The 23,337-nt window shown below is 30.6% G+C and carries 27 protein-coding genes; 20 read left to right on the top strand and 7 right to left on the bottom strand.

The genetic code is table 11. From position 1 onward, the window contains the following. The first annotated feature begins 532 nt into the window (after positions 1-532). The gene (locus ACIQ7L_RS09850) at positions 533-709 is read left to right on the top strand and encodes a hypothetical protein (protein ID WP_400568631.1); all 177 of its coding nucleotides are present in this window, start codon (positions 533-535) and stop codon (positions 707-709) included. A 60-nt stretch (positions 710-769) separates the two neighbouring features. Here the strand turns inward: ACIQ7L_RS09850 and ACIQ7L_RS09855 are convergent, their stop codons facing one another. Beyond that, positions 770-1,714, bottom strand: a complete 945-nt coding sequence (locus ACIQ7L_RS09855) for a hypothetical protein (protein ID WP_400568633.1) — start codon at positions 1,712-1,714, stop codon at positions 770-772. Positions 1,715-1,932: 218 nt separating this feature from the next. Here ACIQ7L_RS09855 and ACIQ7L_RS09860 point away from each other — a divergent pair, with 218 nt between their 5' ends. From ACIQ7L_RS09860 to ACIQ7L_RS09870, 3 genes are all read left to right on the top strand, one after another. Further along, complete coding sequence (locus ACIQ7L_RS09860; RefSeq protein WP_400568635.1) at positions 1,933-2,082, top strand: hypothetical protein; 150 nt, start codon at positions 1,933-1,935, stop codon at positions 2,080-2,082. A gap of 126 nt (positions 2,083-2,208) precedes the next feature. Next, positions 2,209-3,255 (top strand): type IV secretory system conjugative DNA transfer family protein, encoded by a 1,047-nt coding sequence (locus ACIQ7L_RS09865; protein WP_400568637.1) that lies wholly within the window; start codon positions 2,209-2,211, stop codon positions 3,253-3,255. A gap of 83 nt (positions 3,256-3,338) precedes the next feature. Next, positions 3,339-3,602: a hypothetical protein gene (locus ACIQ7L_RS09870; RefSeq protein WP_400568640.1), complete on the top strand. Its 264-nt coding sequence runs from the start codon at positions 3,339-3,341 to the stop codon at positions 3,600-3,602. 51 nt (positions 3,603-3,653) lie between these two features. Here ACIQ7L_RS09870 and ACIQ7L_RS09875 read toward each other — a convergent pair whose 3' ends face one another. Continuing rightward, positions 3,654-4,061 carry a helix-turn-helix domain-containing protein gene (locus ACIQ7L_RS09875; RefSeq protein WP_400568641.1) on the bottom strand — a complete coding sequence of 136 codons (408 nt, stop codon included), beginning with the start codon at positions 4,059-4,061 and terminating at the stop codon, positions 3,654-3,656. A 225-nt stretch (positions 4,062-4,286) separates the two neighbouring features. Continuing rightward, positions 4,287-4,970, bottom strand: a complete 684-nt coding sequence (locus ACIQ7L_RS09880) for a metallophosphoesterase family protein (protein WP_400568643.1) — start codon at positions 4,968-4,970, stop codon at positions 4,287-4,289. A gap of 68 nt (positions 4,971-5,038) precedes the next feature. Between ACIQ7L_RS09880 and ACIQ7L_RS09885 the strand changes: the two genes are divergently transcribed. From ACIQ7L_RS09885 to ACIQ7L_RS09910, 6 genes are all read left to right on the top strand, one after another. After that, complete coding sequence (locus ACIQ7L_RS09885; protein WP_400569389.1) at positions 5,039-5,407, top strand: hypothetical protein; 369 nt, start codon at positions 5,039-5,041, stop codon at positions 5,405-5,407. Then, positions 5,398-5,793 (top strand): hypothetical protein, encoded by a 396-nt coding sequence (locus ACIQ7L_RS09890; protein ID WP_400568645.1) that lies wholly within the window; start codon positions 5,398-5,400, stop codon positions 5,791-5,793. The genes ACIQ7L_RS09885 and ACIQ7L_RS09890 overlap by 10 nt, the downstream gene beginning before the upstream one ends. After that, a complete protein-coding gene (locus ACIQ7L_RS09895) occupies positions 5,783-6,115 on the top strand; it encodes a hypothetical protein (RefSeq protein ID WP_400568647.1) in 333 nt (110 codons plus the stop codon). Before ACIQ7L_RS09890 ends, ACIQ7L_RS09895 begins: the two co-directional genes overlap by 11 nt. Before the next feature lie 465 nt (positions 6,116-6,580). Continuing rightward, positions 6,581-6,823, top strand: coding sequence for a hypothetical protein (locus ACIQ7L_RS09900; RefSeq protein WP_400568650.1), 243 nt, complete (start codon positions 6,581-6,583; stop codon positions 6,821-6,823). Positions 6,824-7,031: 208 nt separating this feature from the next. Continuing rightward, positions 7,032-7,253 carry a hypothetical protein gene (locus ACIQ7L_RS09905; protein WP_400568651.1) on the top strand — a complete coding sequence of 74 codons (222 nt, stop codon included), beginning with the start codon at positions 7,032-7,034 and terminating at the stop codon, positions 7,251-7,253. Between the two features lie 163 nt (positions 7,254-7,416). After that, a complete protein-coding gene (locus ACIQ7L_RS09910; RefSeq protein ID WP_400568653.1) occupies positions 7,417-7,599 on the top strand; it encodes a hypothetical protein in 183 nt (60 codons plus the stop codon). Positions 7,600-7,788: 189 nt separating this feature from the next. On the opposite strand, the gene ACIQ7L_RS09915 is transcribed toward ACIQ7L_RS09910, so the two are convergent. Continuing rightward, a complete protein-coding gene (locus ACIQ7L_RS09915) occupies positions 7,789-9,138 on the bottom strand; it encodes a CCA tRNA nucleotidyltransferase (protein WP_400568654.1) in 1,350 nt (449 codons plus the stop codon). A 137-nt stretch (positions 9,139-9,275) separates the two neighbouring features. Between ACIQ7L_RS09915 and ACIQ7L_RS09920 the strand changes: the two genes are divergently transcribed. The 9 genes from ACIQ7L_RS09920 (at position 9,276) to ACIQ7L_RS09960 (ending at position 17,313) form a co-directional block, all read left to right on the top strand. Next, the gene (locus ACIQ7L_RS09920) at positions 9,276-9,821 is read left to right on the top strand and encodes a DUF2196 domain-containing protein (protein ID WP_400568656.1); all 546 of its coding nucleotides are present in this window, start codon (positions 9,276-9,278) and stop codon (positions 9,819-9,821) included. 212 nt (positions 9,822-10,033) lie between these two features. Further along, the gene (locus ACIQ7L_RS09925; protein WP_400568658.1) at positions 10,034-11,197 is read left to right on the top strand and encodes a C40 family peptidase; all 1,164 of its coding nucleotides are present in this window, start codon (positions 10,034-10,036) and stop codon (positions 11,195-11,197) included. A gap of 275 nt (positions 11,198-11,472) precedes the next feature. Beyond that, positions 11,473-12,207: a Bax inhibitor-1/YccA family protein gene (locus ACIQ7L_RS09930; RefSeq protein ID WP_400568661.1), complete on the top strand. Its 735-nt coding sequence runs from the start codon at positions 11,473-11,475 to the stop codon at positions 12,205-12,207. Between the two features lie 132 nt (positions 12,208-12,339). Further along, positions 12,340-12,990 (top strand): HD domain-containing protein, encoded by a 651-nt coding sequence (locus ACIQ7L_RS09935; protein ID WP_400568664.1) that lies wholly within the window; start codon positions 12,340-12,342, stop codon positions 12,988-12,990. A 197-nt stretch (positions 12,991-13,187) separates the two neighbouring features. Then, positions 13,188-13,982 carry a hypothetical protein gene (locus ACIQ7L_RS09940; RefSeq protein ID WP_400568666.1) on the top strand — a complete coding sequence of 265 codons (795 nt, stop codon included), beginning with the start codon at positions 13,188-13,190 and terminating at the stop codon, positions 13,980-13,982. 485 nt (positions 13,983-14,467) lie between these two features. Next, a complete protein-coding gene (locus tag ACIQ7L_RS09945; protein WP_400568668.1) occupies positions 14,468-15,526 on the top strand; it encodes a hypothetical protein in 1,059 nt (352 codons plus the stop codon). Between the two features lie 73 nt (positions 15,527-15,599). Then, positions 15,600-16,205 (top strand): sortase, encoded by a 606-nt coding sequence (locus tag ACIQ7L_RS09950; RefSeq protein ID WP_400568670.1) that lies wholly within the window; start codon positions 15,600-15,602, stop codon positions 16,203-16,205. Positions 16,206-16,298: 93 nt separating this feature from the next. Further along, complete coding sequence (locus tag ACIQ7L_RS09955) at positions 16,299-16,760, top strand: PH domain-containing protein (RefSeq protein WP_400568672.1); 462 nt, start codon at positions 16,299-16,301, stop codon at positions 16,758-16,760. 163 nt (positions 16,761-16,923) lie between these two features. Continuing rightward, positions 16,924-17,313: a hypothetical protein gene (locus ACIQ7L_RS09960; RefSeq protein ID WP_400568673.1), complete on the top strand. Its 390-nt coding sequence runs from the start codon at positions 16,924-16,926 to the stop codon at positions 17,311-17,313. Positions 17,314-17,632: 319 nt separating this feature from the next. Here the strand turns inward: ACIQ7L_RS09960 and ACIQ7L_RS09965 are convergent, their stop codons facing one another. Both ACIQ7L_RS09965 and ACIQ7L_RS09970 read right to left on the bottom strand, forming a co-directional pair. Then, positions 17,633-19,396 carry an ATP-dependent metallopeptidase FtsH/Yme1/Tma family protein gene (locus ACIQ7L_RS09965; protein WP_400568675.1) on the bottom strand — a complete coding sequence of 588 codons (1,764 nt, stop codon included), beginning with the start codon at positions 19,394-19,396 and terminating at the stop codon, positions 17,633-17,635. Positions 19,397-19,523: 127 nt separating this feature from the next. Then, positions 19,524-20,507, bottom strand: coding sequence for a tyrosine-type recombinase/integrase (locus tag ACIQ7L_RS09970; RefSeq protein WP_400568676.1), 984 nt, complete (start codon positions 20,505-20,507; stop codon positions 19,524-19,526). Positions 20,508-20,719: 212 nt separating this feature from the next. Between ACIQ7L_RS09970 and ACIQ7L_RS09975 the strand changes: the two genes are divergently transcribed. Further along, positions 20,720-21,457, top strand: coding sequence for a hypothetical protein (locus ACIQ7L_RS09975; RefSeq protein WP_400568678.1), 738 nt, complete (start codon positions 20,720-20,722; stop codon positions 21,455-21,457). A gap of 448 nt (positions 21,458-21,905) precedes the next feature. On the opposite strand, the gene ACIQ7L_RS09980 is transcribed toward ACIQ7L_RS09975, so the two are convergent. Then, a complete protein-coding gene (locus ACIQ7L_RS09980) occupies positions 21,906-22,286 on the bottom strand; it encodes a hypothetical protein (RefSeq protein WP_400568680.1) in 381 nt (126 codons plus the stop codon). Between the last annotated feature and the right edge of the window lie 1,051 nt (positions 22,287-23,337).

Consider the following 23,337-nt stretch of genomic DNA (forward strand, 5'->3'; position numbering starts at 1 on the left):
TAACACAAAATAACCTTTTTATGTAAAAAATTATTTACCCAAAAATGTTAATGAAAAGGATGTTGTGCATCGCACAACCGAAATTCATCCCCCCCCTTACCATTGGGCTACGCCCTTCACATGCTCGAAGAGGGAGAATTCTTTCGGAAATCTGTTAAAATAATCACCTTTTGAAAGTTCATGTAGTTTTGTTATGCGAGTAGGATATACAAGGTCATCATCTCCTGCTAATTCATAATAATAAGCGTTGGATATATCCTCATATGTTAAAAAGGGAGTATTTTTGGCTATACAATATCTCCATTTATACAAAAATAGAACATAGACATTCATATTAATTCGCATAGATTTAAATCTCCTTCTTCGTAGAATGATGTAATCATATTATAAATAGATATTTTTGTAAAAAAGAGGTTTTGCAGGAACACCCTCTCAAAATTCGATTCTTAAACCAACTAAATTTCTGTAAACAATATTTTCTGATAAGCAACTTAGTATTATATCAAAAAGGATTGAACAGGAGGTATTGAAAATGACTAAGACGGAATTAATTGAAATGCTACAGCATGATAATAGACCTATGGATGCAGAGGTTGAAGTATACCTTGAGTGTATTAATAATGACACAGATATATGGGGGAAAATTACTGGATTGAAGTATGATAAAAGGCTAAAATCTTTGCATCTCACAGGTGAATATGAAGAATAAATGATTAAAACACAAAGTTACTTTACTTAATAACTTTGTGTTTTTTTGTATGAATTTTATTTATTTCTTAACTGAGACAGTAACAATTGTATCGTTATGTGCCCCACCATGAGGTATCAAACGAATACGATTAATATGGAATAAATCTTTATTATTCATACCTCCACTGTTCCATCCAAACGAAATCGCTTTTCCTCCTACTCTTAGAATGCGAGCAATCTCTTTTTTCATATTGGACCAATAAGAGGCCCTTGTTAATGTACCTCCTTGTGTATCTAATCCAACTGATTCATAAGCTTCTTTAATTTGTCTTGCGGAGTAAGGTGGGTCGAACAATACCACATCTACTGATTCATCAGGAAATATTTTTAAAAATTCTAATGCATCCATATGATAATTGGTATCAAATTTTTCGTTCAAATCGTTTGTAATATGTCCCCATCTATTTTTATTTGCAAATGGGTCTATAACAAATCCACCTTGAATCTCTTCTTTTAATAATTCATAGACAGGCTTCATTTCGAAAGTGTTTTTATTTGGCATTGCCCATTTCCTATCTATTGTCTCTCCTTCTATTTGATATGGATAAGGCTCTATCCCTTCCCAAACAGCAAGTAAAGAGCTGAAGTCTGTAGATGTTGCAAGGAAAGAATTATTGGATTCCTCATGATAAAAATTCATGTCAATAAAATGTACATCACGAACAAAAGATTCTCCTGGAACTTGTATTTCAGTTCCATCCTCATCTATATCCCAATCAGATAGATATTCAGTTCCATTCTTTTCAACCTCTGACAAAGGGGTTTTTGTCATAAGACTTCCCCAATAATGGAATCCATATGACTTTCCTTCTTTCATTATCATTGTTGGAAAATACTCATCTTCTTCAAAAGCTAAATCATAATAGAAATATCCATTTAATTTTTCTTGAATTGTAAAAGGTAAACGTTTTGCAATACAATGTTGACCTTCATATTCAAACAATACATATCTTGTATTCAACATTCCTATAAGTCCTCCTAAATTCGTTATTATCATAACTCCTGTGTTATAAAGTCCTATTATTATATGAAGACATGCCTTTGTTCATAGCTCGAACATATTAAACACAAAAAAGATAAATAATTAATTATATTTTTAGTTATCTATGTATAGAATATAGCATCTAAAAAAGATAAATAAAACATTGAATAAATTAAATGAAAAAGAGGAGCGATTTAAAAATGAAATTACGAAACTTTGACGACTATACAAAATATGAGGGAGAAAGTATGAAAGAGAAAATTAGAAGAACAAAGCCTCATAAATCAGAAACAGAACAAGTAAAGGGTCGCAAATTGAATAAACGCAGAAAAGTCGCTAAGACTGAATGAAGCTTGATGACATATGTCCAAGCTTTTTTATTTTGGAAAGGAGATAAAGATTAATAGGATAATATCCCGTAGTGTCTTATTCATATAATATAACGATAAAAATGATAGAAAGAGGTGTTTTTTTATATGGATGAAATATTGACGAATGAAGATTTCATATTGAAACTTGCAGAAAACGCAAGTATTTCAGGAACAAACCGTTTAGGGAATACATTAGTTGTTGGTTCTAAAAATACAGGAAAAACAACAAAACTATTGCCTATAATGGCACAAAACGATATTAATAATAAAGAATGCGGTGCTACTTTCATTGTAGGTAGAAAAGACATTTCTTGTATGCTATATGGTATGGCAAAAAAAGCAAAAAGAAAAGTGGTATTTTTAAAACCAAGTATTGATGAAAATGCACACAAATTACTTTATTTTAAAAGTTATGAACATAACCGAATGAAAGAAATAATAGATTATGAAGAAGCGATTAGTAAGAAAATGATAGTGATTATTGATATGGAGTATGCTCAAAACGGAAATGATGGAATTCGTGCTACAGCAATGTTGTTATCGCAGTTGCAATTAAGTATGCAGGTGAATGAGGATTCGAAAGTTTCTCCTCACTTTATCTATATTGATGATGCACAATATTATTTACCGTATATCGAACTATTGTTAACCTGTGGGGACGATTATGGTATAGGTACTACTTTATTTATACAAAGTAAAAGCCAAATGATAGATGAAACAAGTGATTATACGAATATTTTACAACCAAACATAAATAACTTTATTTTTATGAATTCACTTGTGTATGAAGATTGTATATACTACCAGAAACAACAAGTGTACTTTACTCTTAAAGAGTTTGTAGGAAGGAAATACAATCAAATTATATGTGAAACAAAAACAGAAGAAGGTGAACGTTCTGTTACGATGGATGAGTTGAGTTTAATAAGTGAAACGGAAATAGAGGATTGTCTAAAAAACGGATTGAGTTATAAAAAGAAAATGGCAAAGAAAATGTTAGGACTAATAAAAGAACAAGAAATTAAAAACGCAATCAATACCCCTTCTATTCAAAAACCAATTGAGAAATCTATCACGAAAATTTATAAAGAACGAAATAAAAAGAAACACTTTGTAACTGAAGTGAGTTTTGAGGAAGAGGAGGAGCTATAGTCATTGACTATAATCAAGCTTGTTTTCTAAGTGGAACTCAGATACTATATACATAGTAGATAATCAACAAGGGAGAGAGATACATGAATTTGAAAAGTAAAAATGAATCCTTACATGATTTAAAATCTATTATTATGTTGTTCGTAAAAGGTGTAAAGACAGAATTATTTATAACAACAAAGGATAAATCATTATATCGTATTCACTCTTATAAATGGCAAGAGGACGGTATGTTGTGTCGAATAGGGGCTATGGAAGATGCTGAGGATGTATTAATAAAATATAGTGAAATACAAAGAATAGAAAATAAATTTGAGAAAAAAGTGTTTTATGAAGTAGCTGAATAAATAATCAATAAAAAACGACAGCGGTTAAATAACCTCATGTCGTTTTTTAAATTACTTTTTAAAGTCACTTTGCAATTTTTTAATTTGATTTGTTAAATCAATTATTTGAGAAAAATCAGATGTGTCAATATTTAACATGAATGAAGTGATAGATTCTATTCTTTCTAAAGGGATACTTGTATATTTAACACAAATAGTAGAATCTCCTCTTGTAGAAAGACCAGCCATTTCTAAAACCTTTTGGGGGTCAAGTGTAAAAAATGCACACAGTTTTTCTAAGATAGTAATAGATGGGTTTTTTCTACTACCATTTTCTAAACGATGTAAATAGGATGCACTTACTTCTATAGCTTTTCCTACTTTTTCTAAAGACAACCCTTTTTTTTCTCGTTCCATTTTTAAGAATTTTCCCAAATCATTACCTAAACTTTGTTTTTTATCTGTTAATTCGATAGACATGATTATTCCTCCCTATTAAATAATCTCTAAACCTATAGTATGTAAAAAGACCATTGAAAGTAATTCTTCTGAAATTTATACCTATGTAGCATACCTTTTTTTTATAAAGTTCTTATATTATATATTTTGAATGTGTGTAAGATAACACAATATGACCATAAAATAAAATCATGTGACCATATCATTTTATTTTTTTGAATAAAAAATAACCCTTAAACAAAAGGGTTATGTTAGTTCTATAATTTCTTCGAATAATACAGTTTCGTTTCTCATTACATGTTTCAAATCTTTGTGGTAGTGACCAAAATACCAATGAGAAAAATGTAAAGTTTCATAAAGAGACTCCAAGTATTTATTTAAGCAATCTGGCTTTGGACGGAATCCATATAGCCTGCATAGAATTTCTAATGTTACCGTTCTGCATGTATGTGTCAAAACATAATCTACTTTATAATTATATTTTTCTAAGTTAGTTATACCTTCATCCATTTCTGCATGAGAAGGAAGCTCTTCTTCCCACCAGTCAATACCATTCATTCTTCTGTATTTATCCGTTGATGATGCACCACCGAAAGTGAAAATTTTCTTGTTATTTATTGTAAATATCTGTCCACGCATTAGGTGAATAATGTTGTTGCTTAAAAAATGAACTTTTCCACCATTCCATGTCTTCACTTCATATTTATTTAGTAGTGTGTAGTTTTCATGGTTTCCATCTATAAATAAAGTTGTAAATGGTTTATTAATCAATTGTTGAAATAAGTCCTGTTCCTTTTCTGAGTTATTCCATGGAAAACCAAAATCCCCTACAACAATAACATAATCACTTTTTGTTAAGTAATCTATATCTAACAGTCGTTTTACATCTAAAATCCCGTGTATATCTCCAGTTATGAGAATTCTTGACATTTAAATCTCCTCCATGATATTATCATAAAGCTATCATTAACTATAGTCAATATGAAATGAAAGGAATGATGGTCGTGACTTCTTTAATTGGTTGGTTAACACCTGATGCTACATTGATTCCATGCGAGTATGGAGGTCATAAGTATTTTGCAGGAGAAGTTTTAGAGGAGCAACAGTGGAAAAAAGAGAAATATAAAAAGATGGGCGAATTAAGAGAATCTTATATGCCAGATGATGAATACTTGAATCGCTTCAAAAATTACATTCCGATTTCCAGGGGTTTTGTTGGTTTTGTTATTGATGAAAATCATACTTATCAAATTACAAAATCTCAAATTAAGTGGTTTGAAGATAATTACAACAATCTTGATAAAAGACAAAAAGAAGATGTTGATTTACTTTTTGAAGATAAGGAGCTATGGCCATCATGGAGCTGAAAAAGATAAAAAAGATAAAAAGTGTGATATATACATTATTTGCAGTTATTGCAATTTTTTCATTCTATAAAATCCATTCCATGAACAAGTCCATCGAAAAAGTAAACCATCCTGAAGGCAGTGAGTATACTGTTGTAAATAAAGAAATAGAGAAAAATGAAGAGCATTACAAGGTATTGGTTGATGAGTTTTTAACACCAGAAAATTTAAAAGCAGTTGCTGAAAATATTGTAAAAGATGAAAAGGAAGATAAAACAATTTTTATCAAAATGTTTTCTGATAAGGAATCCGTAAAGAAAGATAAAGTGATAGCAAAAGTAAAATATACAAAAAAAGATGGGTATCAAATCACAGACTATAAGGGGGAAGAATCAGATGAAGTGTAGGATTTGTGAAGTAGATGGGGCTTCTTCTTTATCAAATAACTGTGATAGGTGTAATTACGAATTAAATATTGGATATTCGGAAGAAGATATCAAAAATGTCAGAAGTGGGAAGCATAAATTAACTGATTATGATTATTTTGTGTCGTACTCGTATGTAAAAGGGAAGAGTCAGGGATTTGATAATGACCACATTAATTTGTTTGAACATCCGTCTGAAAAAGGAATACTTTGGATAAAAGAAATTCAAACAAGAATAAAAAACAAGTATAAGTATGATGATGTAAAAATCATTAGTTTTCAAAGATTTATAGATTATAGATAAGGAGTAAATAGATTATGGACGCTGTTGCTCATAAAAAAAAATAATAAACATACTAACGTTTATTGAATATCAAGTAGAATTACAAGGGAAGTACAACAATAAAGAAATTAGTGCTGAAGATGCTATGGAATTGACTGGAGAAATGTTTACACGTTTACACTTGAATTTTGGAGGAATAAACGCATCTAAACAAGAGAGGAGATAATGAAATGAATATTTACATAGGGAAAGGTAGATGTAATTTGTGTTTAAATAATAAGAAGGTAGTGAAGTTGGAGAACCCTACAGAAGTCAGGGGATTGTGCAGAAAGTGTTTAAAAGAACTTTCTGAGGATAAACGATTGAAATAACTATTAAGTAATACGTATCCATTTAAACCAGAAATGTTCGATTCAAGATAGCTAAATATAAAGATTTCGAGACACAGAGTAATTGTGAAATTGAATAGTAGAGGAGGAAATGCACATGAACGAAAAATATGAATTGCCTTTGATGGAAGCACTTGAAAGGTGTCTTAATGGAGAGGGTTTTATGCGTGGTGATGGATTCAAGAGGGGAATATATGTAAAGTTGCATGAAGGTATGCTTATTACCGTAGATGCAAATCAAATGCATAGTTATGTAGATACTTTTATTTTATCAACAACACTGCAAAGCCAAAAGTTTAAAATCTTTTCTGTAGCAAATGCAAAACAATTAGAAATGTAAATGAAATCTTTATTTAAAAGATTTAAATTTTATTAAGAAGGGCATTAAATTCTGAAAGGTGGTTGTTTTATGAGAAGACCTTTAGAACATCTAACTAACATGGAAATAGATAAAATGTACTGGGACACGGATGGCAGGATTAAAACTAAACCAGAGCGTTATTTGGTCTCGAATTTGCATTTTATAGGAGAGGACAGGAAATAATATGATGGTAGATGGTAGTTTAGCAATCGGTTTATATCTATTAGTTGGAGTTGCAATGCTTATATGGATAATTAAAACAGGTAGTTATAGTTGGGGTTCATTATTCTTATTTCCTGTTTTTGCGTTACTTATTGTTTTAGGGTGGTTTCCATTAATAATTAGAACTATTGTACAAGAGGAATTTAAAACGATTCAGAAGAGGAAAAGAAGGAAAAAAGCTGAATAAAAGAGTTATTTGATAGATTGGAAGATGCTAAAATTTGAAATTTGTACAGGTTACTCTAATAAGAAGTGTGCTTGTTGAGACATGTAAGGAACAGACGATTAGAATTGTACATTTATAAAGGTAATAATAAGGATTGTAAATAATTGAAAATGGAGATGATTATATGAGTAAAAACATCCAATGTCCAACATGTAAACAAGATTCAAATATGGATATGTGGGACAAAAAAACAAGGCAATTTTATGGTAAGGATGCTATGTCTATTAGATTAGTGAGTGAAGTAAGTTGGAGTGAACATGTATGTCCGAAATGCACATCACTTGCGTATAATAAAGAGTTACAATAAAGATAGGTTCCTGAATAAATCAGGTAACCTTTTTTAATGGTCTTATAGAATAAATAGTTTTTATTATATTATTTATTACGATTAATAATTTCACGTACCGTATTTTTAATATTTAATAAAAACAAAAGAGAAATAGGATAAAATAATAGAGGGAAGATTGTCAAAAAATAAAAGACCTAAAAAGGTCTTTTATAACAATATTTTTTCAAGAATTTCTTCTTTAGATAAACCATATTCAATTTGCAAATCAAATGCTTTTTTTAGCAAAATACTAAACTCTTTACCAGGTTTTAAACCTGCAAGAATCAAATCTTTTCCTGTAACAAGGGGAGAGATAGTTGATTTATTTTCATCTGTTTTTAGTTTTTCGATTTTTTCTTTAAACCATTTTTTTATTGTTGCATAGTCTTTTTCTTCCTCTGAAATCCCTCTACCTTTATGGTCAGCCTCTCCAAACAATACAATGTCTGTAATATCTGTAGCAACCATTAATCTACGCACAGCCTTGTCTGTTCCAAATGAAATTTGATTAGGTCTCATATGATGCTCTACCATGTTTAGAATCTTCTTAATCAATCGCTTATCATTTGTTAGTCGTTTTAAAAACTGTTTTGCAATAGACACACCTTCTTCAGCATGTCCACGAGTAGTAATGCTACCATCTTCGTGAATGACAGTCGTTATCGGTTTCCCCATATCGTGAGTAGGACCTAACAACATAAATGCAAGGGGATTAGTAGAAAGATGTTTTAACTTTGCTAATTCATCCGTCACCATTAATGTGTGTGCCCATACATCACCTTCAGGATGAAAAATTGGACTTTGAGGGCAATCAATTAAAGCGTGTAATTCAGGGAATAATTTTTTAATAATAAGCATTTCCCTCATGTATGAAAAGAAAATAGAAGGTTTTTCACTTTTTAATAATGCCTTTGAAAATTCTTCAAAAATTCTTTCTCGTGGCAGAGAAAAGCGAAATGTCTTACATAAATCAATTGTTTCTTCTGCAATCGTAAAATTAAATCTTGAAGCGAATTGACAAGCCCGAAATGCTCTTAATTCATCTTCAACAAATGTTTCCAGATTGATATGTTGAATAATACCTAATTCAATATCAATAATTCCATTAAAGTGGTCAATTATTTCGCCAGTCAAAACATCTTCCATGATAGCATTTACCGTAAAATCCCTTCGTTTTGAGGCTGTTAATGTATCCATAAATGGGTCAACGACAACAGAGAATCCTGTATGTCCATCAGCAGTCTTTTTTTCTGTACGAGGCATTGAAAAGTCTATATCAACACCATGGATTTTTAAAATACCGAAAGAGGCACCAATCTCATCTACATAACCAAATTTAGAGAGTATCTGTTGTAAAGTATCTGGTGTGATACCATAGATTTCTACGTCAATGTCTTTACTTATTTTATTCATAAACTTATCTCGAACATAGCCACCAACATAAAATGTTCTTCCACCATGATTTTTAATTTCTTTAGCAACTTTCAATAAAATCTGTTTTGAATCATTCGTTTTCATTATAAGAAACACTCCTTGTAATAATAAATTTCTTTTGAAATCCCTAATACTTTAAATCTACTTATTATAGGCAATAGAACTTAATTTATTTTTTGAGCTAAAAAAGAATTGCATATAATTCAGATAAAAAGGAGGTGATGCAATTGGATATTGATGTAACAGTAAAAAAGAACTTAATTAAAGGACTATATGTAGAGATTTTGACTTCTAATGAAGACACTGAACGAGGATATATCAAAGAAATCCTGTCCCAATCCAATAATAAGAAAGGCATTAGAGTGAAATTAACAAACGGAATAGAGGGAAGAGTACAATATGTATTTTCCAAGCATGAGATAAAAGCGGAAAACTTCAAATTTTACAACCTATTCTTTTTTCAACCTAATATCTATTCGTTATGGAATAAAAAGATGAGAACGTATGTAACCATTAATCGACTAAACCAAATCTATAAAAATTACGAACAAACAGCTTTTCTATTTACAACAAAAGAAAAAGCAAAAGGTCTGATAGCAGGAACAGAGTTAGATAATCCAGACATTCAAATCAAATCTATTAGTCGAAAAAAGCCCATTGTAGAAAGTTTTAATCATATTCAGGTAGATAAATTTTCTATTGATGGTGAACGAAAACTATCTTTTGAAAAAATGAAAGAATGGGAGAAGTACATCCGACAACAATGAAGCATATGCCACACTCTCAGAAATAGGGAGTGTTTTTTTACTCCTTAAAATTGATTGGTTTTTTAGAAATATTACATAAATATTACAAATTGTTAAGAGTTATTTACATAGGATTCTTTTCGTTGTTTTTAGTCAATAAAATTTATATCATAAACTATAGTAAATGGCAAATATTTAATTTTATATAAAAATTTTAAAGGAGATGATTATTGATGAGTAAGAGGAATAAAAAGGCGATTGCGGTAGCAACGTTGGTTACTGCATTGTCGTTCAATACATTACATGTATTTGCGAGTCCTGAAATCCAAGAAGCAGAAACAAAAGTTCAGAAACTGGATAATGATATCACTGAATCTATGACAAAACTCGAAGCGTTAAATAAAGATATAGAAAAATCTGAGGAGAACGTAGAAAAAGCAAAAGAAGATGTGAAACAAACGCAAGAGAAATTTGACCGCACAAAAGGAATTTCTAAAAATAGATTGAGTGCAATTCAACAAACAAATGCACATAAATTCAAGTATGTTAATGCACTTGTATCTTCAGAAGGAATTACTGATTTTATCAGCAAAGTATCTGCGATTCATACAATCGTAGAAGCGGATGTAGATATGATAGGTTCATTAAAGGAGAAAGAAACAGAACTAAATAAAAAGACATCAAATTTAGAAAAAGAAACAAACAAGCTGAAAGAAGATAAGAAAACAGCGGAAGAAGAAAAACAAAAAATCGAAGAATCTAAAGCAAAAGTAGAAGAAGAACTTCAAAAATTAAAAGTTGAAGAAGCTGAACGAGCACGTCAAGCAGAAATTGAAAGACAAAAAGCTGAAGAAGCGGTACGTCAAGCACAATTAGAAGCTCAAGCGAACTTACAAGAGCAAGGGCAATTTCGTATTAATGTTCAGTCTCCAACGATAGCAGGTATTCAAAATCATAGCAACAATTCACCTGCTATAACTCAAAAAGAAGGTACTGGAACATCTTCATCTTCTATTACAGTTCCTGCGTCTCCAGTATCAACAGATAAAGCACAAAACGTTATATCTGAAGCAAAAAAATTCCTTGGACTACCATATGTATGGGGAGGAACAACTCCAAGTGGTTTTGATTGCTCTGGATACATGCAATATATCTTTAAAAATGTTGCAGGAGTTCAATTACCAAGGGTTGCAAGAGACCAACAAAACGCAGGTGTAAGAATCCCTGTAAGTGAAGTGCAACCAGGAGATTTAATTTTTTGGGGGCAACCTGCTCATCACGTAGCGATGTATATTGGTAACAATGAATATATTCATGCTCCTCAAACAGGAGATGTAATTAAGATTTCTAAATTAAATCCAAGTGGTGTTACAAGTGCGACCAGAGTATTAAATTAATAGAAACATAAACTCTTTCATTACTTTACTATGTTTTACACATAGTCAGGTTGGGTAAAGATTTTCTAACAGAATTCTGAATTAGTAAAATCTCCAATCAGTATTTCAGTTTAGGAGCTTTAGCGATTGCTAAGGCTCTTTACCATTTATTAATCAACTATTAGACTGCAAAACACTTTGAATAGCAGTCTTTTTATTTGGATAAAACCAAATGTAATTATAAAACCTGCTACTAAAATCTAATATAAGGTATACCAAAAAAGGGGGTAATTAAATTGAAAAATCCAATGTTGAAAGATAAAGAAAGATTTCAGCAAACATCAAACAGTAATGAAGGAACCATGACGGTAGGAGGAACAGTAGTAAAAACTTTTATTTACTTAATTATGCTATTAGGAGCAAGTTTGTATTCCTTCTTACAAATAAAGAATGGAACGATGGGAGCGAAAACATCTATTGGTTTGCTTATAGGTATTTTGATTGCGAGTTTTATCGTTTCCCTGATAACGGCATCTGTTCCTAAAATAGCGTGGTTAACAGCACCTATTTACGCCACTTTAGAAGGGGTGTTAATTGGGTTTATATCTACAGTGATTGAACATAAGTATCCAGGGATTGTTTTACAAGCTGTATTAGCTACGGTAGCGGTTGTCATGGCGATGCTATTTTTATATGCAACTCGCATTGTAAAAGTAAACGAAAAGTTTTTAAATGTAGTAAAAGTGGCCACATTGTCTATATTAATTATTTACTTAATTGATATTATTCTTATGTTATGTGGTGTTATGATTCCGTTCTTACATGACAGCAGTCCATTAAGCATTGGTATCAGTTTAGTGATTATAGGTATTGCATCATTAAATATTCTTGCTGATTTTCATTTTATTGAAGATGGTGTAAATGCAAAAGCACCAAAATATATGGAAGCATACTTTGGATTCGCTTTATTAGTTTCTATCGTATGGTTATATCTTGAAATCCTTAAATGGTTAGAAAAGATTAGAAAATAAGCTATCGTTTATGATAGCTTATTTTTTTATTGAGGAGGACTGAAATATATGGAATGAAACGTAATGTATTTATTGACTATTGTCAAAATGTATTTTATGATTAATAGCAATAAATGAAGGGGTGGTGTTTATATGTATAATATGCAAATGCACAAAGAGTTAGCTTATCTAAGAGGTTATTTAAAAGGAAGAGGTTATCATTATGCTATTATCGCATTGAATTTAGCTGAAGAAATGCATAGTGGACAAAAGAGAAAAAGTGGGGAACCATATATTAGCCATCCTGTTCGTATAGCGAATGCAATCATCTCTTTAGGAATTGATGATGAAGAAATTATTGCAGGAGCATTGCTACATGATATTTTGGAGGATACCAAAGTTACAGCGAAAATGTTGTTAGAAAAATATCATCTTCCAGAAAGTATTGTTACTATTATTATTCGATTAACAAAGACAACTATTATTGAACAATCTGAAGTCCCTGCTAATTTAACCTCAGATGAGTATTATGCACAAATGAGAGTGTGTTTTAAAACGTGCTTAATCAAAATTGCAGATAGATGTCATAATGTTAGTACGATGTACTTTTTTGATAAAGAAAAAATCCAACACTATATCAAAGAAACAGAGGAATATGCATTACCACTTTGCAGTTATGTGAGTGATATGTGTCCGAAGTATTCAGACTATATTTATACAATGAAATACCAAATGGAAAGTATTTTAGAAACAATTAAAGCACTTGTTCTTGGATGTAGCGTAGATAATCTCGTTCATTCATAAATGAATTAAAAAAAGAAGAGTTCTTGTTATACACAAGGACTTTTTTATTGACTATAGTAGATGAAAAGTGTATGATAAGAATATATCTAATAGGTTAGATAAAACAAGAAGAAAAAACAACAGGTAATGGAAATGCGTTCAATTTGGTTGAACTATATCCTACACCTATACATGAAACCAAAAAACGAGGTGTTACTTTGCAACTTGACTTATTCAAAAACGAAATGGAGCCTGATAAGTTCCGTTATACAAATTCTATCTGGAATGAGTTAAGATTGAATACTTCTTGGAGTATTGGCTCAGTAGCATCTCTTATTGAAAAGGGAACCTTTCGAACGAAAGAAGAGTGGAAAGAATTTTATTTTCAGTCTGGTATTCAACGATTAGAGAAATTAAAGAGCATGAATTTAAGCGATACTCTAAAAAGAAAGGTTATCTTAATTCGACCTGATGGTGAGATTCCATATTCTGTAAAGCAACTAAATTACGAGTATGGAAGAACCAGAGAAAGTTTAGCTTTCAAGGGTGAAGTTCTCTATAACGAAATCGTAAATAGAGGAAATCCTTACGGGTTAACAAAAAGAGAATGCCAATATGCGGTGTTTTATCGAGTGATTGCTGAGAGTTGGAATGGCGTTGTTGTTAGAGAACGTCATACAATGGATGCACTGCAAGTAGAGCTAAAGAAACGAGGAGTTATTGTATCTTGTAAAAAAACATCAGGTCGTATTGATTATAAATACGAAGTAGATTATGAACTATTTGAAAATGATAGATTGATTTGTGGTATACAAGTAAAACCACCAAGTTATTTGAAAGATACTCCGTATTTAAAAGAGACAAAGGATGTAAATGAATACAAGAATAAGAAATACAAACAAGATTTCAAAGTAGATGTTTTTTATGTGTATTCAAAAACAAATGGTGAAATTGTAAATGATGAAATCATAGAGGAAATCATTTCGTATATTTCAGAAACGGCATCTACATGATTAAGAGAATGATAAGATTTGTTTTATTGATTTTGTTTGGTTTTGTTTGGTTTTGGATGTGTCACTGTTCCCTGTATCTCTTTATAACTAATAGTGGTTTTTGAGTTGCATGAAATATATCATACTTAATACAATGTGGCTACCGTATTAGGCATAGTAGTTATCATTCTACAATTATATGCTTTGACTTTATACAAAGGGGCTACAAGTCTTATTGTACTCCTTCAATTCTTAATTTTAATAGTGGTTGCAGAATGTATAACGGACTTTTGTCTACGCATGACAATTAGTGCATATACAGAATAGTGGAATATCATCATTCTTTCAGTTTTTGAAATAATATGCTTTAGCATTTCAATTATTGTTTGGAAGAAAATACTTCATTCTGCAAAAGGAATTAAATAATTTTTACATTTATATAATGAGAAATATTGAATCGTATAAAAGCGATTCTTTCATACAAATAAATTATGAGGTGATTCGAAATGGAAAATAAAATTGTTTTATCAAAAGAAATTGCTATGGAGATTGAAGATGTGAAAGAGTCTATGAAAGGGAAATCAACAGGTATTCATCAGATGGATGTATTAGCTGTAATGGCCGCTTTATTAACTCAGAATAAACCACATACAAAAGCGTGGTTAAATGAATCAAGCTATAATTATAAAGTTCTAACTGAAGCGTTAGTGAATGGGTTTGAAGTAGATGACAAAAAAGACGTAAAAGAAGAAGCATCCGAAATGGAAGCGGAGAAGGTAGCTATTGAGCTTATCTTTACTGGCAATAGTATTCAGGTTCAATTTAAGGGCAATCCAAATGACTATCAAAAAGCAATTCAAACGGTAGCTAAAAATGAGCAAATTTTACAGTTAATTGCATATGAAACTTTATCTAAACTTGGAAAAACAGAAGTAGAGCCAGATATTGAAACGACTGATGAAAAAGTATGTTGCATGGGTGCAGGTGCTTGTCCATTCGGTGGTGAGCAATTCTTAGCAAAAATGTTAGGATTACATCAATTACCTGAAGAACTGAAAGAAATGGAAGAATTTAAGGAACTTATTGAGGAAATCAAAGAGTTCCATGAATTCCTCAAAATGTTTGGTCACCCTTCTGGGGAACTTGGTTGTAAAGATGAGATTCCGAAAGGTGCATTCGAGGGAATGATTCCGTTTCTGCATATGATTCCTGATTCGTTTACTGCACCTGCGAATCCAGAAGGTATCTTTGCTACTATGGAGCGTATTAGTCAAGTCTTTATGGAATCTCAAATGGCTCAAACTGAAGAATGTATTGAATTAGAACATGGCGATGTATTGGCAGTTGCTATCAGAGGATATTTTGAAGATGTTCGATTTATCGTAGTAAAGGATGAAGTAACGGGTGGTATTCGATTAATCCCAACAAACTTAAACATTCCATTTCGTATTACAAAATTTTTCGAAAGCGAAAAAGATGTAATTGCATTACTTGAGGAACACCCTCAGGTTGTAGAGTGGGGTATCCTTGGTAATACAGATGATGCAAAGCCAGAAGTAGCTTAAATACAAAAAATAATGATAGAAAAAGCCTCTTTGTAGAAAGGGGCTTTTTTACAATTCAGGAGAGGTGTTGTGGATGAAGAAAAAAATATTAAAAGCAATAGGATATTTATTTGTCTTGATTTTGGTGTCTGTTTTAGTAGCAGGTGCATATATCAGGCATATAGGAAAAATAGAAAATGACAAAATGGTTGAAACTGTTGAAACTACAATTGATAATAATCAATTGTCAGAAGAAAACAAAGAGTTAGTGTCATGTGTACTGGACTCTTTTAATAAGGAAGAGTATCTATTAACTGACAATTCATTAGGGGTTATAGAAATTCCTAAGATGAAATTAAAAGTCACGATTGGAGAAGGCACAAATTTTGAAAAAGTAAAGCAAGTGATAGGTCATGTGAAAAACACAGCATTGCCTGGTCAAAAGGGAAATGTAGTGTTAGAAGGGGCTTCTGATTATGAATATAAACAGTTTTTTAAGGAACTTGAAAAATTAGATATAAAGGATGCGTTGAAAATTAATACCCTAAACGGGATATTCTTATACAAAATAACTGATAAACAAGCGATAGAATCTAAAAAACTCAATGAGTATACATCGAGTACGGATACATCAATTATTACATTAATCTCAAGCATTTCTCCTAATCAATATTTAGTTATCAGAGGAACGTTAATATAAGCCTTGCTTGTTTGTAGTAACTGTTATGATTGTAAAAATAGATAATTATAATAATATATTACGTTATTAATAAGGAGAGGAAGAGGTGAAATCATGGTATTTAAAACAAAACGTGGAATTCTATTAACTTCATTCATGATTTTTATTACGGTCTCAATAGGATTGGCTACAATAGCGATTCCCTTGAGTGATATTGCATCTCAACAAAATGAATTCATTGGTGGTAGTCTTTGGTTTCTAACAATTGGTCTGATGATTACATACCTATTAGCTAAAACATTTATTGAGATTAGATATATATTTGCAAAGAAGTATTTACTTGTAAAAAGTGGTTATTTTCGTTCCTATATTGCATATGAAGATATTGAGAAAGTGACAAAAACAAAAAATATCCTGGTAGGTTATCGGATTGCAGGTTCTTCTGATGCTATTGAGATTTTTTATAAATTGGCTCCATTTGGTAGTATAAAGATTTCTCCAAAAGAACAAGAGAAATTTGTAACAGAACTTAGAAAACGATGTCCAAATATGGTTGTAGATATTGATATTAAATAAAAGTGTTCCAAGCATCAAAATATGGTGCGTAACGCTTTTTATTTTGGTGTTAATTTATTTTTTTATGCAAAAAAGAATATAATAGACAGATTTATATAAAGAAGGTATTTAAAAAATACAGTCAAGAAGGATTAGCTATTTATTGAAAAGGAGAGGTTAAATCATGTATATTGATTCAGATGGAACAGGTTGGATGAATTTTAGCTATGTAGACCTTAATGGTATCCCTGTAAAGAAAACAAAAGAGGATTACCCTTATAGTTATGACCCGTATGTAGTATGGGAAAAGGATTATGTAGAAGGTAAAAGTAATACAGTCTATTCAGATAGACTATTACAGTGGGATTACAAGAAATTTGAAGAATGTTGCATGGATGTTTGGGGAAATCAAGGTCAAAGTTTCCATAATAGAACACCAGAAGATATAGAAAGCTTTCTAAGTAAATACTTTTGTAAGGAAGTGAAGTTAACTGCAATTATGGAATGTTGCAATGTTTCAAATGGATACCCAATTTGGATGTTTTACTATGAGACATTAGATAACGGCCTATAAATAAGTAAAAGGAGTATGACAATTCATGCTCCTTTTTATTATGCATTCCCTTTATATAATCCCATAAATAATCGAAGGCTTCTAAACTCAATGGTCTATTTTTGAAGTCAGGATTTGTTTCAACAAAATGTCTATTTATAAAACGGTCAAAGGACTTAGGGAATGTCCATTTATGATAATAAACATTTAAATGAAATTCTAAATCTGATTTTTCATAAATAAAATCATGTCGAAAAGTAATGGCAAAACTGTAAAATGTTTTCCTTTCCAATCATTTCATCTCCATTCATAAGTAAAAAGGAGAGAATTCATCTCTCCTTTAACTTGCAATCAATACATCAGAATGTTCATTGATAATAGTATCCAATTCTTCTTCTGATAGCGTTTCTTTTTCAATTAACGCTTTTGCAATTGCATCTAATAAATGACGATTCTGTTTAAGTAACTGAACAGTCTCTTCATAAAGTTGACTTGATAACTTAGTTGCACGTTCTAAAATATATTTTTCATCAACATGTAACACATCAAGGTTTAACATACCAATTTCTTCATCCATACCATAAGTAGAAATCATCTCTTTAATGTTTTTTGAAGCTTGTAAAATGTCATTATGTGCACCTGTCGTTACTTTCTGTTTATCATTAAATAATAAGTATTCTGCAACTCGACCACCATAAGCACGTTTAATATTATTCTTCATTTCTTCAATTGTAAATAATCCCATCTTAGAAGGAGTAAAGAATGTTACACCACCTGCTCCTGAAGTAGAAGATATAATGGTTACTTTAGGAACTGAGATGTCAGTTAATAATTTCGCTACAAGGGCATGACCCGCTTCGTGGTAAGCAACTAAACGAATTTCATCTTCTTTTCGTGTTACATCTTCATTTGCATGTCCTTTCATAATCACCTTAAATAAGGCTTTATCAATACACGCTATATCAATTGCTTCTTTATTATCCTGAATAGAAACGAGTACTGCTTCATTTAATAGTGATTTAATATCTGCACCACTAAATCCAATCGTTTGTTTTGCTAAACTACTAAAGGAAACATCATCTGCAAAAGTTTTTCCCTTTGCATGAATGTTAATAATAGCTTCTCTTTCTTGAGGATTTTGCGGTAATGGAATCATAACATGTTTATCAAAGCGTCCTGCTCGAATAAGAGCTCCATCCAATGATTCAATTCGGTTAGTAGTTGCAATTACTAAAACCCCACTTGAAGAAGAATAGCCATCCATTTCAGAAAGCAAAGCATTAACGGTTTGAATTCTTTCGGAATTTCGCTCTCCTTCACGATGACCGCCAATCGCATCCAATTCATCAATGAATACAACGCAAGGTGCATGTTCTTTTGCATTTTTGAATAAATCACGTACACGAGATGCACCAACCCCTACAAATTTTTCGAGAAAATCAGAACCTGAAATACTAAAGAATGGAACTTGTGCTTCATTTGCTATGGATTTTGCAATTAAAGTTTTCCCTGTTCCAGGTGGTCCATATAAAAGAACACCTTTTGGCATAATTGCCCCACGTTTAGAAAATTCATCAGGTTTTTGAAGCAACTTAATCAGTAACTCCAAATCTTTTTTAGCACCTGCATTCCCTGCAATATCCGCAAAAGAGACTTGTTGTTTTTCAGAAGAGGGATTAGATGCTTTTTCAGATTTCCCTATATTTGTTGTGATTTTTATTTGTTTAGAAATCAGATAAATGAAGAATCCAGAAACAATCAATGTAACTAATGAAGAGAAAATACTCTTTACATCAATAGGAGTATATTCTTCCACATCTACTCCTAACTCCAATAGGTCTTTTTTAAAGGTTTGATGTCGAGGATTTTGTGTTTGATATGTGTTCTTTGACTTATCTTCAAACCAAATAGTTCCAGTATCTTTTACAATGGTTACTTTTTTCACTTTATGTTCTTGCGACATTTTCGTGAAGGAAGTATATGAAATTTCTTTTGGTTTTTCTGTAAAAAATGGGTAAACCAAAGGGATTACAACTGCAAAGAAAAAGATTGAGAAGAAAATGATAGGTTTCTTCTTTATTTTTTTAAACTTAAATTTCTTCATGAAAAACCTCCTGTGTAACGTATTCAATTATGTATTTTCATTAATTAATATCATAACAAAATCATTAACTATAGTCAATATTATTGATGTGAAATAGGTAGTTTGTACAAATAAAAAAGCTCTGGAATTATCCAGAGCTAAAAGAAAGTTTTTTAAGTTCAATTTCTTTTTGTTTATCATCAATGACATGTGCATAAACATCCATTGTAATAGATTTTTTTGAATGTCCAAGGATAGACGAGAGAACAGGAATAGAAATATTATTTAAAACGCTATAGGATGCAAATGTATGTCTTAAATTATGTGGAGATATATGTTTTTCTAAAATCATAGATTCCTCAATAATCGTTCGAATAATGAGTCGAATCGTTTTTGTTGTGAGAGGAATATTTGGATTTCGTTCGTTTCGTGGTAGGAGATATCCTGAAAATATAGGATGATTCTCTCCCCAAATAGATAGCAGTGTAGTTTTATATAATTCATATTCATGAAACAAGTCTTCATGGATAGGAATTGTTCGATTTTTGTTTCCTTTTCCTTCTTCGACAGTGATAACACTTTCGGTAATGTTGATATGCTTCCATTTAAGATTTGTTAATTCTGACACCCGCATTCCAGAATAAAGAAGTGAGTAAAAAACAAAACGATTTCGAACTTGTTTTAGTTGTTTTTTTTGTGATGAAAAGCGAGAGTGTGTAATGGAACTTAAGTAGTTTTTCACTTTAGATAATTCTTCGGGATTTAATATATCTTTATTAGGATTCTTTTTATTTTTCATAGATTCTATTTTGTGTGAAAAATCTAAAGGGATGTGTTCCCATTTGTATAAAAATTTAATGTATTTCCGAAAGCAAGCTCTTTTTCGATTCATTGTAGAAATTTCATATTCTTTATCATCATCATACACTCGTAGGCTATTTATATAGGAAAGTAAAAAGCGTTCAAATTTTTTAAATTCAATGATAGGTGATTCATTTCTTTTCATAATAAAAAGTGAAAAACCTTGTAAATCAAATTGATATCCTTTTATTGTATTTGAAGAATATCGTAACCCATCTAAATAGAGAAGAAAATCTTCTATAGACTCTCCTATATGCAAAGAATTTACCATAATTTCACCTTCTTTAAAAATATGTTATCATAATCCATTCTTTTGCGTAAACATTTTAGTACTTCATTTTTAATTTTTAGATGCAGTTTTATATATACATATAGGTTTATGTTTCGGAGGGGTTTTAGATGAAACTTTATAGGTATTCTTTTGTATAGTAGGAATATTGTTTTTTACATATAATGGGGAGAAAATAATTAGGAGGTGCAGAAATGATTCGAGCAGATAACTTTAAGCGAAGTCTAAAAGATGAAGAGGGAATAGGTACAGATGCACAGGGAACAATGCCCTTTAATACAAGATTTAAAGAAATAGAAAAATTAGAAAAGAAAGAGGCCGAAAAAAATAAACAAAAGAAACCACCAATAGGACTAAAACGAAGGAAACTATCGTTTTTAAAAGAAGAAGTGCCTTTTTTACTTTTATGCATATTAAATGTTTTTGTATTATTCAAATCAATGGCAACAGGTAGGTTTTCGGAAATGTTTACAGCGATTTACCTGGTATTTATTACGTTGTTCTTCTATAATATATATCCGTTTAAATATACAAAAAATATAAATTTATTAACATGGAATGTAACTACAACTTTTTCTGCATTATGTAAGCATATATGTTATGGATTATATATAAGAGGGAGGAAGATTGTTATTTATTTTGGTATCTTTTTATTAATTTCAGAACTCATGATTCCTTTTATGACAAGCTTTTTATTTCTTATCATGTTGATTGGAAGTTTATTTCTTTTTGCACAAAGAGAAACACATGATTTATTTGTTTTATTAAGAGTTTTTGCCTTGTGTTCTATTGGAATACAAATTTTGAGAGTGATAATGATAGGTCATTTAGACCCTTTAGGCATTTTGATATGTATTGTTACGTATACTTTATCAGGTTGGTTCAAAGAAATGATGATTACAGAACCGCAGGTTACAAAGGAAAAAATGTAAGAAAAAAGAGGTAGTATACATATCTACCTCTTTTTCTATAAGGTTTGTCGGTTTTATGTGTTTTATGTGTGTTCTATGTGTATTTTGCATGTTTTTTATGTGTTTATTTGAAAAACGTCTTTTTAAAAGTAATAAATTTATATATAATAGACGTTGACCGTGATAAGATATTAGTCACAAGTCTTTTTGAAAGATGTAGAGATTTATCTTTTGTAAATTTTATGTAAAGATTTCATGTTTTTTGTGCATATCTGTCGATTCGTGTCGAAATATGAAGATTAAACCATTGACGATATTAAAGCTATTATATATAATATTGATGTTGTATTAATTGAAAAAATAGGATAGATTGTATAGCATATTGAGCAATAAAAAAAACACATAAGATTCATCGCCAAATAAAATCTCATGTGCAATATAACAATATACGAATTGATAAATAAAAATGTTATGCTATTTCAAAAAATAATGCATCAATTGAATTCTTGAATCCATCAAATTCCATTGGTGTATATTTTCCAGTAAGACTTGTGCTATACATCTGTTCTAAAATCTTTTTAAATTCTACAAATTTAATACTGATTCCAACTTCACCATCTACCTCTTCTTCTACAAAAGGAACGTCTTCTGCAAAGTGTTTATTCAGTGTTGATTCGGAACGAAATCTTTCTGGAAGTACAGGAATGAAAAGTTTGTCTACGATTTCTCCTTCTTCCAATACGTTGCGAACGGAAATCCCATCTACAATTAATTTATTCTCTACTGCGTTAACAAATTCACCCTCTGTAAGAATTAATGCTTTCATATGTTTTTGATTATTAGCTACCATAACGTAATTTCCACTCCCTGTATCTATTATATATGTATATTCAGATTACCCAGATGAAAGATAAGCTGTAACTTTCCGTTATTAATTATAACAAAATCTCGAATATAGTCAATGAATTTTTTGAAGCTTATTACATCTAAAAGTACCGTATTATGGTAAAAATAAGTAGAAAATATTGTTATATTAACTTCTTTGGATAAAGGGATGAATCTCTTTATCTTTTTCTGTATTTTCTAAAAAAACCATATCATATACTATAGACAACAAATATGTAAATATCACAGACACATTACAATTAACAAAGATTTTATTACTTACCAACAAGAACGTTCGTTCTTATTATACCAAACAAGTGTTCTTTTTTCAACATTTCATGGTCATTCGAACTCGCTTTTCTCTCCTGAAGATAAAATAAATATATTATCGAACATTTCGATTTAAATAGTTTTTTATGATAAATCTACTCATAATCAATTGAAATAATTGAAATTCGCAATTTCCCTTTTGAGATGTTATTAACATAACATCATTATTGTTAACTAACTTGCATTAGAAAAAGTTTACAAAAAACTCTTTCGTGCAGTTCTTCCATTCATACATGAAATACTGCCCACTCAGTTAAGAGTACGTATGTTTTATCAATACATTAATAGGAGAGAAGGTGCCTTTTCTCCTTTGTTTATTGTTTGAATATGCCACTTAGTTAAGAGCATCATGTTTTTTTCCTAACTGTATCTCCTGGTTTATCAAGGGTTAAAAGTTGCCACAGCGCATATGCTCCTTTGCAGTTAATTTGTAATCAAATACCTTTTTCATTTGTAATAATACTAAATTATATCTGCGACACGATGTATTTATTCACTAAAAAAGAAAAAATGTTCGATAATATATCATTATCGAACATTTTTGAATCCTATATATCCCATATACGAAAGAATATGTTGTATAATAAGTCCACCTACTCATTAAAGAGAAATGAAATAACAAAATCTATTTTAAAAAGATAAAAGTGAATGCTATTTATTTAGCTGAAGTATAATAGTAGGAATTT

The sequence above is a fragment of the Bacillus sp. NPDC094106 genome, assembly GCF_044764345.1.
Taxonomy (GTDB): domain Bacteria; phylum Bacillota; class Bacilli; order Bacillales; family Bacillaceae_G; genus Bacillus_A.

Excerpts from the sequence above, each read along its gene's own strand:
- ACIQ7L_RS09890 (WP_400568645.1), top strand. The coding sequence starts at position 5,398 with ATGGAGCTGAAAAAGATAAAAAAGATAAAAAGTGTGATATATACATTA.
- ACIQ7L_RS09945 (WP_400568668.1), top strand. The coding sequence starts at position 14,468 with ATGGAAAATAAAATTGTTTTATCAAAAGAAATTGCTATGGAGATTGAA.
- ACIQ7L_RS09885 (WP_400569389.1), top strand. The coding sequence starts at position 5,039 with ATGGTCGTGACTTCTTTAATTGGTTGGTTAACACCTGATGCTACATTG.
- ACIQ7L_RS09925 (WP_400568658.1), top strand. The coding sequence starts at position 10,034 with ATGAGTAAGAGGAATAAAAAGGCGATTGCGGTAGCAACGTTGGTTACT.
- ACIQ7L_RS09970 (WP_400568676.1), bottom strand. The coding sequence starts at position 20,507 with ATGGTAAATTCTTTGCATATAGGAGAGTCTATAGAAGATTTTCTTCTC.
- ACIQ7L_RS09935 (WP_400568664.1), top strand. The coding sequence starts at position 12,340 with ATGTATAATATGCAAATGCACAAAGAGTTAGCTTATCTAAGAGGTTAT.
- ACIQ7L_RS09915 (WP_400568654.1), bottom strand. The coding sequence starts at position 9,138 with ATGAAAACGAATGATTCAAAACAGATTTTATTGAAAGTTGCTAAAGAA.
- ACIQ7L_RS09905 (WP_400568651.1), top strand. The coding sequence starts at position 7,032 with ATGGTAGATGGTAGTTTAGCAATCGGTTTATATCTATTAGTTGGAGTT.
- ACIQ7L_RS09950 (WP_400568670.1), top strand. The coding sequence starts at position 15,600 with ATGAAGAAAAAAATATTAAAAGCAATAGGATATTTATTTGTCTTGATT.
- ACIQ7L_RS09895 (WP_400568647.1), top strand. The coding sequence starts at position 5,783 with ATGAAGTGTAGGATTTGTGAAGTAGATGGGGCTTCTTCTTTATCAAAT.
- ACIQ7L_RS09860 (WP_400568635.1), top strand. The coding sequence starts at position 1,933 with ATGAAATTACGAAACTTTGACGACTATACAAAATATGAGGGAGAAAGT.
- ACIQ7L_RS09975 (WP_400568678.1), top strand. The coding sequence starts at position 20,720 with ATGATTCGAGCAGATAACTTTAAGCGAAGTCTAAAAGATGAAGAGGGA.
- ACIQ7L_RS09900 (WP_400568650.1), top strand. The coding sequence starts at position 6,581 with ATGAACGAAAAATATGAATTGCCTTTGATGGAAGCACTTGAAAGGTGT.
- ACIQ7L_RS09865 (WP_400568637.1), top strand. The coding sequence starts at position 2,209 with ATGGATGAAATATTGACGAATGAAGATTTCATATTGAAACTTGCAGAA.
- ACIQ7L_RS09960 (WP_400568673.1), top strand. The coding sequence starts at position 16,924 with ATGTATATTGATTCAGATGGAACAGGTTGGATGAATTTTAGCTATGTA.
- ACIQ7L_RS09875 (WP_400568641.1), bottom strand. The coding sequence starts at position 4,061 with ATGTCTATCGAATTAACAGATAAAAAACAAAGTTTAGGTAATGATTTG.
- ACIQ7L_RS09920 (WP_400568656.1), top strand. The coding sequence starts at position 9,276 with ATGCAATTGGATATTGATGTAACAGTAAAAAAGAACTTAATTAAAGGA.
- ACIQ7L_RS09855 (WP_400568633.1), bottom strand. The coding sequence starts at position 1,714 with ATGTTGAATACAAGATATGTATTGTTTGAATATGAAGGTCAACATTGT.
- ACIQ7L_RS09880 (WP_400568643.1), bottom strand. The coding sequence starts at position 4,970 with ATGTCAAGAATTCTCATAACTGGAGATATACACGGGATTTTAGATGTA.
- ACIQ7L_RS09910 (WP_400568653.1), top strand. The coding sequence starts at position 7,417 with ATGAGTAAAAACATCCAATGTCCAACATGTAAACAAGATTCAAATATG.
- ACIQ7L_RS09870 (WP_400568640.1), top strand. The coding sequence starts at position 3,339 with ATGAATTTGAAAAGTAAAAATGAATCCTTACATGATTTAAAATCTATT.
- ACIQ7L_RS09965 (WP_400568675.1), bottom strand. The coding sequence starts at position 19,396 with ATGAAGAAATTTAAGTTTAAAAAAATAAAGAAGAAACCTATCATTTTC.
- ACIQ7L_RS09850 (WP_400568631.1), top strand. The coding sequence starts at position 533 with ATGACTAAGACGGAATTAATTGAAATGCTACAGCATGATAATAGACCT.
- ACIQ7L_RS09980 (WP_400568680.1), bottom strand. The coding sequence starts at position 22,286 with ATGGTAGCTAATAATCAAAAACATATGAAAGCATTAATTCTTACAGAG.
- ACIQ7L_RS09955 (WP_400568672.1), top strand. The coding sequence starts at position 16,299 with ATGGTATTTAAAACAAAACGTGGAATTCTATTAACTTCATTCATGATT.